12 protein-coding genes are annotated in these 11907 nt (G+C 67.8%); 10 read left to right on the plus strand and 2 right to left on the minus strand.

The features are described 5' to 3' along the window. Positions 1 to 30: 30 nt before the first annotated feature. The gene (panB, locus tag LI337_RS06270) at positions 31 to 840 is read right to left on the minus strand and encodes a 3-methyl-2-oxobutanoate hydroxymethyltransferase (RefSeq protein WP_227228951.1); all 810 of its coding nucleotides are present in this window, start codon (positions 838 to 840) and stop codon (positions 31 to 33) included. Positions 841 to 975: 135 nt separating this feature from the next. Here panB and LI337_RS20075 point away from each other — a divergent pair, with 135 nt between their 5' ends. The 7 genes from LI337_RS20075 to LI337_RS06305 all read left to right on the plus strand — a co-directional run bounded on the left by LI337_RS20075 (position 976) and on the right by LI337_RS06305 (position 7183). Next, positions 976 to 1350 carry a DUF5822 domain-containing protein gene (locus tag LI337_RS20075; RefSeq protein WP_380699148.1) on the plus strand — a complete coding sequence of 125 codons (375 nt, stop codon included), beginning with the start codon at positions 976 to 978 and terminating at the stop codon, positions 1348 to 1350. Positions 1351 to 1397: 47 nt separating this feature from the next. Further along, positions 1398 to 1640: an LSM domain-containing protein gene (locus LI337_RS06280; protein ID WP_227228952.1), complete on the plus strand. Its 243-nt coding sequence runs from the start codon at positions 1398 to 1400 to the stop codon at positions 1638 to 1640. Continuing rightward, positions 1637 to 1810: a 50S ribosomal protein L37e gene (locus tag LI337_RS06285; protein WP_227228953.1), complete on the plus strand. Its 174-nt coding sequence runs from the start codon at positions 1637 to 1639 to the stop codon at positions 1808 to 1810. The genes LI337_RS06280 and LI337_RS06285 overlap by 4 nt, the downstream gene beginning before the upstream one ends. Before the next feature lie 193 nt (positions 1811 to 2003). Continuing rightward, positions 2004 to 3506: an amidophosphoribosyltransferase gene (gene purF / locus LI337_RS06290; protein ID WP_227228954.1), complete on the plus strand. Its 1503-nt coding sequence runs from the start codon at positions 2004 to 2006 to the stop codon at positions 3504 to 3506. Between the two features lie 1172 nt (positions 3507 to 4678). Beyond that, positions 4679 to 5350, plus strand: a complete 672-nt coding sequence (locus LI337_RS06295; protein ID WP_227228955.1) for a DUF1405 domain-containing protein — start codon at positions 4679 to 4681, stop codon at positions 5348 to 5350. A gap of 168 nt (positions 5351 to 5518) precedes the next feature. Next, positions 5519 to 6448, plus strand: coding sequence for a hypothetical protein (locus tag LI337_RS06300; protein ID WP_227228956.1), 930 nt, complete (start codon positions 5519 to 5521; stop codon positions 6446 to 6448). Positions 6449 to 6517: 69 nt separating this feature from the next. Further along, positions 6518 to 7183, plus strand: coding sequence for an ArsR/SmtB family transcription factor (locus tag LI337_RS06305; RefSeq protein WP_227228957.1), 666 nt, complete (start codon positions 6518 to 6520; stop codon positions 7181 to 7183). Between the two features lie 17 nt (positions 7184 to 7200). On the opposite strand, the gene LI337_RS06310 is transcribed toward LI337_RS06305, so the two are convergent. Then, the gene (locus LI337_RS06310) at positions 7201 to 7767 is read right to left on the minus strand and encodes a hypothetical protein (protein WP_227228958.1); all 567 of its coding nucleotides are present in this window, start codon (positions 7765 to 7767) and stop codon (positions 7201 to 7203) included. A 735-nt stretch (positions 7768 to 8502) separates the two neighbouring features. On the opposite strand from LI337_RS06310, the gene LI337_RS06315 reads away from it, so the two are divergent. From LI337_RS06315 to LI337_RS06325, 3 genes are all read left to right on the plus strand, one after another. Further along, positions 8503 to 9567, plus strand: a complete 1065-nt coding sequence (locus tag LI337_RS06315; protein WP_227228959.1) for a M20/M25/M40 family metallo-hydrolase — start codon at positions 8503 to 8505, stop codon at positions 9565 to 9567. Between the two features lie 116 nt (positions 9568 to 9683). Next, the gene (locus LI337_RS06320) at positions 9684 to 10922 is read left to right on the plus strand and encodes a mandelate racemase/muconate lactonizing enzyme family protein (RefSeq protein ID WP_227228960.1); all 1239 of its coding nucleotides are present in this window, start codon (positions 9684 to 9686) and stop codon (positions 10920 to 10922) included. A 159-nt stretch (positions 10923 to 11081) separates the two neighbouring features. Further along, positions 11082 to 11861 (plus strand): hypothetical protein, encoded by a 780-nt coding sequence (locus LI337_RS06325; RefSeq protein ID WP_227228961.1) that lies wholly within the window; start codon positions 11082 to 11084, stop codon positions 11859 to 11861. The last annotated feature ends 46 nt before the right edge of the window (positions 11862 to 11907 follow it).

Consider the following 11907-nt stretch of genomic DNA (forward strand, 5'->3'; position numbering starts at 1 on the left):
CCCCCGCCTACGACTGCGGACGACGACGGCTCAGTACAGTTCGTCGAGTTCGTCTTCGACGTGGCTGTGTTCCTCGGCCGGGTACGCGCCGGACTCGACCGCCTCCTTGTAGCCGGCGACCGCCGACGCCATCTCGCCGCGCACGTCGCCGAACTGCTTCGAGAAGGGGGCGGCCGACTCGCTCAACCCGATCACGTCGTTGACGACGAGCACCTGCCCGTCACAGTCCGGCCCGGCACCGATGCCGACGGTCGGGATGTCGATGCTCTCGGTGATCTGCCGGGCGACGTTCGCCGGCACGTGTTCCAGGACGAGCGAGAAGGCCCCCGCGTCGGCGTGCTGGCGCGCGAGGTCCAGCATCTCGCGGGCCTCGTCGCGGGTCGTCCCCTGCCGGAACAGGCCCGTCTCCTTCACGTGCTGGGGGGTCAGACCGAGGTGGGCCTGTACCGGGATGCCGAGTCGGACGAGCGTCTCGGTCAACGCGACGGTGTGCGGTCCGGACTCCAGTTTGACCGCGTCGGCGTCCGCTTCCTTCAGCATCCGGCCGCAGTGCTCGACGCTCTGGGCCTCGCTGACGCCGTAGGAGAGGAAGGGCATGTCGGCGACGACGAGGGCGTCGTCGGTCGCGCGGGCGACGGCGGCGGTCCGACTCGCCATCTCCTCGACGGTGACCGGGAGCGTGGAGTCGTAGCCGAGCGCCTCGTTGCCCATGCTGTCGCCGACGAGGATCACGTCCACGCCGGCCTCGTCGACGACCCGGGCGGTCGGGGCGTCGTAGGCCGTCAGCATCGTGATCGGCTCCTCGCCCGCCTTCGCGCGCAGTGATCGGACGGTGGTCATACTCGGCAGAGAGACGGCCCGTGTGGTAAACTCATGCGATTCCGGGGCGTGCCGACGCGGGTCGGAGGGTCGGCGCGGAGCGGACCGGACGCCGGAGACCGGCAGACCTTAGCCGGTTCGCCCGAAGCGTCGACCGTGCCCACACGAGTCGAGACCACCGATCCGGAGGGCGTGGACTACGGCTGGGTGATGCAGGTGACGTTCGTCGTCACCATCCTCCTCGGCGCGCCCGTGGTCGCGCTGGCGTCGACAGCCGTGACGCTCCCGACGTGGGGCGCTCGGGTCGGCTTCGTCCTCCGGGTCGGCGCGGTCGTCTGGATCGTCGTCGCGGTCGGCGTCTTCCTGTACGCGAAGCGGACCGACGCCGGGGACGGTGGCGACGACCCAGACGAGATCGAGTCGGCGGACGACACCGGACGCGAGTCGACCGATAGCGAGTCCGACGTGGGGAGTGGGACCGGCGACCGCGAGACGGCCGCCGGAGAGTCGGAACGTCACCCCGACGCCTGACGGTTCTCTCCGGTATTTTTAATACCGAAACGCGAGGTGTTCCCGATATGAGTGGCCGACCGCTGGACGTACTCGAAGAGTCGCTGAACACCACCGTCACCGTCGAGTTGAAGGACGGGTCGTCGTACTACGGACTGCTGGCCGGCTACGACCAGCACATGAACGTCGTGCTGGAGGCCGCCGAGAGTGACGTGGCCGCGGACGACGCCACGCTGGGCGAGTTGGACGTGGAATCGGTCGAAGACACAACGATTATACGCGGCGATAACGTCGTCACGATCAAAGCATGACGGGCGCAGGTACTCCCAGTCAGGGCAAGAAGAACAAGAAGACGCACGTCAAGTGTCGACGCTGCGGCGAGAAATCCTACCACGTGAAGAAGAAGCAGTGCTCCTCGTGTGGCTTCGGCAAGTCGGCGAAGCGACGCGAGTACGCGTGGCAGTCCAAAGCGGGCGAGTAAGCGACGTTCTCTCTCCGTTTCAGCACCTCCCGAGCGACCGCGCCGACGCTCTCCTCCGACGGCCGTGCCGGTTGCTCTCGACCCGGTCGACGTCACCGTGGATGTCCACGAACGTGCACATCTATCGCCGACCCAACCGGTGATTCGACCACGAAGGCGTACGTTTTTACGGGTGGACTGCACAGCCTCGCGCATGGATCACGGGCGGGATCAGACGGGTGGCCCGCGAGAGAAGTGCGGTGTCGTCGGCGTCTCGCTGTCGGAGCGAAGTGCCGCGCGGCCGCTCTACTACTCGCTGTACGCGCTCCAGCACCGGGGCCAGGAGTCGGCCGGCATCGTCACTCACGACGGCTTCCAGCAGCACAGCCACGTCGAGATGGGACTGGTCGGCGACGTGTTCGCCGAGGACGACCTCGACCAACTGAACGGGACGGCCGGCATCGGGCACGTCCGGTACCCCACGGCTGGCGGGGTCAACACCTGCTGTGCCCAGCCCTTCTCGGTGTCGTTCAAGTCCGGGTCGCTCGGCTTAGCCCACAACGGGAACCTCGTCAACGCCGACGAGATCCGGGACGAGTTGGAGGGCCTCGGTCACGCGTTCACCTCGACCGGCGACACCGAGGTCATCGCCCACGACCTCGCGCGGAACCTCTTGGAGGCCGACCTCGTTCGCGCCGTCAAGAAGACGATGGAGCGTATCCACGGCTCCTACTCGCTGACTATCTCCCACGACGACGTGGTGCTGGGTGTCAGAGACCCCGAAGGCAATCGCCCGCTGTGTATCGGCGAACTGGACGACGGCTACGTGCTCGCCTCCGAGTCGGCCGCCATCGACACACTGGACGGGGACCTGGTCCGGGACGTCCGACCGGGTGAACTGGTCGTCCTCGATCGGGACGGCACAGGCTTCGACTCCTACCAACTCGTCGACCGCGACAACACGGCGCACTGCTTCTTCGAACACGTCTACTTCGCTCGCCCGGACTCGGTGATCGACGACTCGCTCGTCTACGAGGTCCGGCGGACGCTCGGCCGGAAACTCTGGGAGGAGTCCGGCATCGAGACCGACGTGGTGATGCCGGTGCCGGACTCCGGGCGCGCCTTCGCCTCCGGCTACGCCGAGGCCGCGAACGGCACGACCGCAGAGGGCGAGGAGCGTCCCGAGGGCGACGACGGCGTCGAGTTCGCGGAGGGACTGATGAAGAATCGGTACGTCGGCCGGACGTTCATCATGCCGACGCAGGACGAACGCGAACGCGCGGTGCGACTGAAGCTGAACCCGATCAAGTCCACGGTCGAGGGGAAGACCGTCACGCTGATCGACGACAGCATCGTGCGCGGGACGACCTCGACGCAGTTGGTGGAACTGCTCCGGGACGCCGGCGCGGAGGAGGTCCACCTGCGGATCGGCGCGCCGCCCATCGTCGCGCCGTGTTACATGGGCATCGACATGGCCAGTCGCGAGGAACTGATCGCGGCCGGCCAGTCGGTCGACGACATCGGCGAGCAGATCAGCGCGGACAGTCTCTCGTACCTCTCCATCGACGCGGTCGCCGAGGCGCTGGGTGAGTCGCGGGCGGACCTCTGTCTCGGCTGTGTCACCGGCGAGTACCCCTACGACATCGAGGGCGAGACCACCGATCGGGACGTCGAGCGCCCGCAGATCGGGGACACGTCGCTGGTCGCCGACGACTGAGTCGTACTCGATCTGGTGGTTTTCTCGGTGACTGTGCTGATGGATAGGGTTCTGGTCGACAGTTCCAGACGGGAGCGTGTACTTGTGACCGATACTGCACCGCAGACCGCGACCACGACAGCACCGAACTGCATCGACGACCGCGACAGCACGGCAACCGCGACTCGTGCGAGGCGAGGAACCGCGACCGCAGACAGCACCGCGACAGCCACCGCAGACGACACCGCCACCGGCACCGCTACGATTGCTAGCGCACGGAACCGCCACCGCACAGCACCGCACCTCGGTCCTCCCCAGCCTCGCGGGGCGCACGAGAGCGCCCCGCTCCCTCGCACGCGTCGGAGTCGCGCGCGCCGGATTTTGAGTCGAATTACACGCAACTCGGGGTTTATAAGCATCCTCGAACGTCTTATTCCTCTGACAGACGACCGGCTCGTCACCCGTTCCGGCCAACTTCGGAACCCCGACAGGAAGCGATCTGCTGGCGACCGACACCGAGCAGTGTCCGAGCGACAGTGAGGACCTGCTCGCAGGTCGCGTCGCCAGCAGTCGGGGAGGTTCGGGGACGACTGCGACGACCGGGTTCCGAACCTTCCGACGACTCGCCGGGTGACGACCAGTGACGACACGATGGGGTCGCACATCTCGGGTGGGACTGAAAGGGGCCGACCGCTCGATCCATCCCGGACGACGCAAGCCGGGCGGGACCGGAGGTCCCGCTGGAAACCGGCGCGCCGCGCCGGTGACAGAGCGAGACCGGAGGTCTCGCCAGCAGTCGGGCGACTCTCGGGTCGCCCGACGACACTGGACTGAGGGCGGTCAGCGAGCTGACCGCCCGAGGGAAGCGCGCAGTGGAGTCCCGGATGCCTTCGTGAGTTTGCGAACAGGGCGAGAGCGAAGCCCTCGCCAGCAACCGGCGCGGAGCGCCGGTGACGAAGGCTCGGGAGAGCTTGTCTCTCCCGGTGGTCGAGCGGTCGGGGGCTTTCACCGCTCGTCGTCGTCGACCGACCTAACCAAGTTCGCTTCGACCGACTCCACAGAGTTCTCTACGACCGATCCAACCGACTTCATGTCGCAGACCAACTCGACCGAGTTCACGTTTCAGACGTATCCACCCGAGGTCACCCAGAAGTCTCGACAGCTTTACGCCGGCGTCGGCCGGCGGTGCACGTATGGCCGAGGACCACGCTGACGGCGAGCGAACCGACTCGGGACTCCTGCCCGGTCGCTGGGTCGAGTACTACCTCGGAAACGGGCCGAGTCTGGTCTGGCTCCTCGTCGTCAACGCCACCGCGTTCCTCGTCGGAGTGAGCTTCTACGTCCACTCCGACCCCTCGCTCCGGGAGATTCCGACCTTCCTCTACCCGCTGTTCGGCGACTCCCCGACCGCGCTGGCGCTCGGGACGCTCTCGCTGGTCACCCTCCTGCCGACTCTCGGGTTGCCGGTGCGGGACGCTCCACAGAACCGGGCGCTGGCGTACCTCCACACGCTGGCGTTCGTCTGGCTGGTGAAGTACGGCGTCTGGACCGTGATCGCGCTGAACCTCCGGCCCGAACTGTACATCGGCTTCTCCGCGAGCGCGCTGTGGGACTACTGGGGCATCATGCTGACCCACGCGCTGTTCCTCCTGGAGGCGGCCGTCATCCCGCACTTCGGCCGGACGACGCGGGGCGCACTCGCCTTCGCACTGGTGCTCGCGCTGGTGAACGACGTGTACGACTACGGCTTCGGCTTCTACCCACCCCTTCGGTACGACGCGTCGGCGACGCTCCTCCCGGCGATCACGGTCGGTCTGTCGATTCTCTCGGTCGCGCTGGCAGGTCGCGTCTTCGACCGGTTGTGAGGCGGTGCCGACCGACCGGACACCCGTACCGACACGGCGGTAATCGCACCTTTTCCGGACCGCGACAGTGGAACGGAGAGCGTACCGGCCGTCCCGCGCCGTTGTCGGCGACTGAACGGAACGAACGAAGCTCCGACTTTATGTGTGGTGACGAGTAAGCGTCTCACGATGAGAGTGTCTTCGGTGCTACTGGTGGTCCTCGCGGTCTGTCTCGCGGGCGTCACCGTGCCGGTCGCGGCGGTCGGCGGGTCGTCGGGTGCGTCTCCGGCGACCGCCTCGCCGATCGCACCAGCGACCGCGCAGGCCGACGCTCCGCAGGTCGCACAACAGGAGACGCCGAACGGAACGAACGAGACGACCGACGAGGGCTCGGACGGTTCGACCGCCGGCGAGGAGTCGGCCGGCTTCGGGAGTCGAATCTCGTCGTTCATGCAGTCGAGTTCGACACAGACGAGCGGTGCAGTCGAGAGTCGCCTCTGGGAGGTCCGGGTGAACCGCACCGCCGGTGAGATCGGGACGACCGACGGCGGTGTGTCCGGTCCCGTGGTCGAGCGCCGAGTCTCGGTGCTGGAGTCCCGCCTGACGGAGGTCCGAGAGACGAGACAGCGACTCGCCGAGGCGCGGGCCAACGGGAGCCTCTCTGCGGTCGAGTATCGGGCACGGCTCGCTCGCGTGAACGGACAGCTCTCGGCGCTCGAAAGCGCCGTGGATCGAACCCGCCCGGTCGCGGTCGACGCAGGGCTGAACGAGACACGGCTCTCCGACCTCAGCGCAGAGATCGAAGCCGAACGCGGACCGCCTGACTGGGCCGGCAACCGCTCCGCCGGAGACGAGTCGGAGGGAAACGGGAACGGGCCGCCCGAGGGTGGTGACGGTGGTCCCGGGAACGGTGCCGGGCCACCCGGAAACGGGAACGGTGGCGACCGTGGGAACGCCGGCAACGGAAACGGGAACGACAACGCCGGCAACGGGAACGGCGACGACCGTGGGAATGCCGGAAACGGGAACAGCGGAAACGACGGGAACGGCAACGGTGGCGATCGCGGCAACGGCGGCGGTCCCGAAAACGGACGTCTCGGTCCGACCGGGAACCGCTGAGTCTCACGTCGACCGGCATCGTCCACGAGGTAGTCAGCCTTTTCACTGCACGTAGCGTAGAAGGGCCGTATGGATTCCGCCGTCCTCCTCGATCTCCTCGGCAACGAGAACCGGCGGCGTATCCTCCGGCTACTGTCGCACAAACCGTGTTACGTGACCGAGATCAGCGAGTATCTCGGCGTCAGTCCGAAGGCGGTCATCGACCACCTCCGGAAGCTGGAGGACGCCGGCCTGGTCGAGAGCCGCACCGACGACCAGCGCCGGAAGTACTTCCACATCTCCCGGAACCTCCGCCTCGAAGTGAACGTCTCTCCCTACGGCTTCGGCGCGAAGAGCGCCTACCCCGCGAACCCGAGTCTCGACATGACCGGCCGGTGTCCCCACCTCACGCTGGACGCCGACCTCTGTGAACCCGACGACGGCGGCGAGGACGTGACGGAACTCGCCGACGAACTCGCCCGTCTCGAAGAGTTGGAGAACGAACTCTCACTCGCCAAGCGGTGGGTCCACGGCCGGATGACCGACGTGCTCGACCGACTGAACGAGAAGGTCGGCGCGGAGGCCGACAGCCGGTTCTACGCCGACGTCCTCGCGGCCATCGCTCGCGGCAAGCGCACCCCACGCGAGATCGACGGCGACGTGGACGCACCGCCGGAGGCCATCGAGTCGGCACTCGGGACGCTCGCCGACCGTGGACTGGTCGTCGAGCGAAACGGTCGCTGGCGACTGCGCTGACGGACGGCCGGGCCGCCTCAGGGAATCTCGCGGGTCAGACCGCTCCGGAGATCACGGCCGAAGTAGACGCCGATCAGCGCCGCGACCGCACCGATGCCCGCGCCGACGGCCGCGAACTGCAGGCCGACGTCGCTGACGAAGGTGAACAGCACCGCGTTGGCGACGAACGCGAGGCCGGCGGCGGTCGCGCCACCCAGCGCACCTTCGAGGTATCTGCGGCGCTTCGCACCGAGTCCGAGGACGAAGCCCGCGAGAAAGACCCCGAGGAAGCCGAGGAACTGTCCGACGAGCGGGAGTTGGCCGAGGATGGGTACCGACTGGCCGAGCGCGAGCCCAGCGACCGAGAGCAGGAGTGCCGCGAGGAACGCACGCGGGGAGAAGACGCGACCGAGTCTGGTGCGGAGCCCCTCCGAGTCGGCGGCACCGTCCGACCCGGTCGTCGCCTCGGAGTCGCCCGTCGCGGTGGTGTCGCCGGTCGACTCGGTCTCGGCGGCCGTCTCGCCGAGGGAGGTGTCGGCGAACACGTCGGTCTCGAGGGCGGCGAGGTCGTCGTCGGCCGACGACTGTTCGTCACTGCGTTGCATACGCCGGGGTACGATGCCCCGAGGCTTGGGTGTTGTGCCGGCCGTGGGGCGACGACTCACAGACCGACGCCAGTCCTCGTGTCGTCGACAGCGCGCGGGCGGTCGGCCTGTGAGTCGTCACTCGGCGGGTTCTGGCGCGGCCGAGGTTCGATGCGACTCGGGGTCAGCGCAGGTCCGGTGCGTCCAGTTCCGATGCGTGGTTTCGGGTCTTCCCGGTTCTTGTTCCGGTCCTCCTGATCTTCGGCGCGCGCGAACAGTCGTCCTCGTGAGCTTGCGAACAGGGCGAGACCGAGGGTCTCGCTGGCAGTCGGCGCGGCGCGCCGACGACAGACCGGGACCTTCGGTCCCGCCGGCAACCGGCGCGAAGCGCCGGTGACGAGGGTCAGCGAGAGCGTGTCTCTCGCCGGACGTGCGAAGGAAGGTCGCGTGCGGTGCGGAACGCGACCCGAGGCTGGGGAGGGACCGAGGAGCGGTGCCGGTGCTGTTGCAGTGCGGTCGTGGTGGTGCTGCGGTGGCTGGTAGGCTGCCGGTGCGGTCGTGGTGCCGGTGCTGCTGCGGTGGCTGGTAGGCTGCCGGTGCTGTTGCGGTGGCCGGTGTGGTCGCAGCCGAGAACTCTGCCACACGTACCACCACGGTTCGGTCGGCCCGTGCTCGATCCGTCGCCACCCGAGCCACGCTTCCACCGGAGACACCCGACACCGTGCGATTGATAGCCACGACGGCACACCCCCCGCTATGGACGACAGCCCACGGGAGTTCCTCTACGAGTTGCTCGACACGCCAAGCCCCTCCGGGTTCGAGACGCCCGGTCAGCGCGTCTGGGTCGAGTACGTCCGCGCGTTCGCCGACGAGGTCCGGACCGACGACTACGGCAACGCGGTCGCGGTCCACCACGGCGCGGAGGACGCCCCCGAGATCGCATTCGCGGGCCACGCCGACGAGATCGGCTTCATCGTCCGGCGGATCACCGACGACGGCTTCCTCCGGATCGGCCCGATCGGCGGCTCCGACCGGACCGTCTCGAAGGGGCAACACGTCACGGTCCACGCCGAGAGTGGTCCGGTCTCGGGCGTCGTCGGCCAGACCGCGATCCACATCCGCCGGGAGGCGGACGACGAGTACGACGACCTGAAAGAGCAGTTCGTGGACGTGGGCGCGACCGACCGCGCCGAGGCCGAGTCGCTCGTCGAGGTCGGCGACCCGATCACCTTCTCGACGACCACCGAGTCGCTCCACGGCGACCGCATCGCTGGCCGGGGCATCGACAACCGCGTGGGCACCTGGGCCGCCGCCGAGGGACTCCGACAGACCGTCGAGTCCGACGCCGACGCGACCGTCTACGCGGTCAGCACCGTTCAGGAGGAGGTCGGTCTGCAGGGCGCGCAGATGGTCGGCTTCGATCTCGCGCCGGACGCAGTCGTCGCGGTGGACGTGACCCACGCGACCGACTCACCACAGTTGAAAGAGTGGGAACGTGGCGCGGTCCAGCTGGGCGCGGGACCGGTGATCGGTCGCGGGAGCGCGAACCACCCGACGGTCGTCCGGGTGGCCCGCGAGGCGGCGAGCGAGGCCGGTATCGACGTGCAGTTGCAGGCCGCCGGGGTGCGAACCGGCACCGACGCCGACGCGTTCTTCACTGCGCGGGGCGGCATCCCGTCGCTGAACGTCGGCGTTCCGAACCGGTACATGCACACGCCGGTCGAGGTCGTCGACACGGGTGACCTGGACGCGGTGGCCGACCTCCTGGGGGCGGTCGCCCGCGCGGCCGGGGACGTGGAGACGTTCGGCGTCGACCTGTAGCCGGCGGAGTCGGGGGCCGGGACCGCCTCGTGACGGTCGGCGTGTATCGCGCTCCGACGACTCGCCGTATCGGGCGGTATCTCAAACTTTTACTACCAGCCGAAGAACGATCGGGTATGGGAGTCGACTACTCGGACCTTCACGATCCGAACGCGGAGTACACGATGCGGGAACTCTCCGCCGAGACGATGGGTGTCACACGCGAGCGCGGCGGCGGGCGCGACGTCGAGATCACCGACGTCCAGACGACGATGGTCGACGGGAACTTCCCGTGGACCCTCGTGCGCGTCTACACCGACGCGGGCGTCGTCGGCACCGGCGAGGCCTACTGGGGCGCGGGCGTCCCGGAACTCATCCAGCGCATGAAGCCGATGATTATCGGCGAGAACCCGCTGGACATCGACCGCCTCTACGAACACCTCATCCAGAAGATGTCCGGCGAGGGCACCGTCGAGGGCGTGACGGTCACCGCCATCTCCGGCATCGAGGTCGCACTGCACGACCTCGCGGGCAAGATTCTGAACGTCCCCGCCTACCAGTTGCTCGGCGGGAAGTACCGCGACGAGATGCGGGTCTACTGTGACTGCCACACCGAGGAGGAGGCCGACCCCGAGGCCTGCGCCGACGAGGCAGAACGCGTCGTCGAGGACCTGGGGTACGACGCCCTGAAGTTCGACCTCGACGTCCCGAGCGGCCTGGAGAAGGATCGCGCGAACCGCCACCTCCGACCGGGCGAGATCCGCCACAAAGCCGAGATCGTCGAGAAGGTCACCGAGCGCGTGAAGGACCGCGCCGACGTCTCCTTCGACTGCCACTGGACGTTCTCGGGCGGTTCGGCAAAACGGCTCGCGGACGCCATCGAGGACTACGACGTCTGGTGGCTCGAGGACCCCGTGCCGCCGGAGAACCTCGAGGTGCAGGAAGAGGTCACGAAGTCCACGACGACGCCCATCTGCGTGGGCGAGAACCGCTACCGCGTGACCGAGGAGCGTCGCCTGATCGAGAACCAGGCGGTCGACATGATCGCGCCGGACCTGCCGAAGGTCGGCGGGATGCGCGAGACCCGGAAGATCGCGGACGTGGCGAACCAGTACTACGTCCCGGTCGCCATGCACAACGTCGCCTCGCCGGTCGCCACGATGGCCGCCGTCCACGTCGGCGCGGCCATCCCGAACTCGCTGGCGGTCGAGTACCACAGCTACGAACTCGGCTGGTGGGACGACCTCGTCGAGGAGACGATGATCGAGGACGGCTACATCACGGTGCCCGAGAAGCCGGGACTGGGTGTCACGCTGGACATGGACGTCATCGAGGAGCACATGGTCGACGGCGAGACGCTGTTCGACGAAGCGTAAGCGAAGGCGAGCCAGCGAATCCCCGATTCGCTCTGTTCGACTGAGCGAAGCGAACTCAAACTCGAAACTCTCCGAGTTTCGGTGTTCAACGAGGCGTAAGGGGATTCTCGTCCGCTCCGAGGACACAAGACACTTTGTTCGGACACGATTCGAGTCGGTGTGACAAACCGCCGAAAGGCCCTCGCCCTGCTGTTCGTCGGTCTCCTCCTCGTTTCGCTGCCGGTCGTCGTCCCGGCGGTCGTAGACGTTCACCCCGAACCGGAGTACCCCGGCGTCGTGAGTGCCGACGTCGTCGATCCGACCGACCCGGACGATCAGCGGACGGTGATCCGCAGCAACGGGGAGGGGATCGTGCTGGACGTGTCCGACCTCCGGAACGAGCGAGAGTCTCGCCCGATTCCGGTAGACGCCCCGAACGAGACGACCGAGACCCTCCGGAACGCGACGGTCCGAAACGTGACCACCAACGACGAGACCGTGGCGGGCGACCTCCGGCGGATCGACACGGAGTACGAGTTCTACACGGGCGGTGACGAACGCCGGTGGTATCGACTCACCGTCACCGAGACAGAGAACGGAACCGCCGTCTTCGGGCGTGCGGTGGACGGGGAGGACGTCACCCGACACGTCATCGACGAGCGAACCGTTCCGGCGAGTTCGCTGACCGCCGCCGAGCGTCGAACGCTTGATCGCGTGATCGACGGCGGTGACGGGTCCTACGACGGCTACCGGCCCGACGCCGACGACCCGCTGCTCGACGACGTTCCTGCGCTCGTCGAACGCGACGGGACGGTCTACTGGGTTCGCACGACGGTCCACATCGACGACTTCGGTCCGTCACCGGCGCAACTCGTCCTGTTACTCGCCGGCGGCGTCGGTGTCGTCCTGCTGCTGGCGTCGGTCGCAGTGGCGGTCACCGATCTCCGTGCAGATCGGTAGCGGCTGGTGTCTCTCCCCTCGTTCGACGGACTCCCACGGTCCCGAC

Source organism: Salinirubrum litoreum, from assembly GCF_020567425.1.
Lineage (GTDB): Archaea > Halobacteriota > Halobacteria > Halobacteriales > Haloferacaceae > Salinirubrum > Salinirubrum litoreum.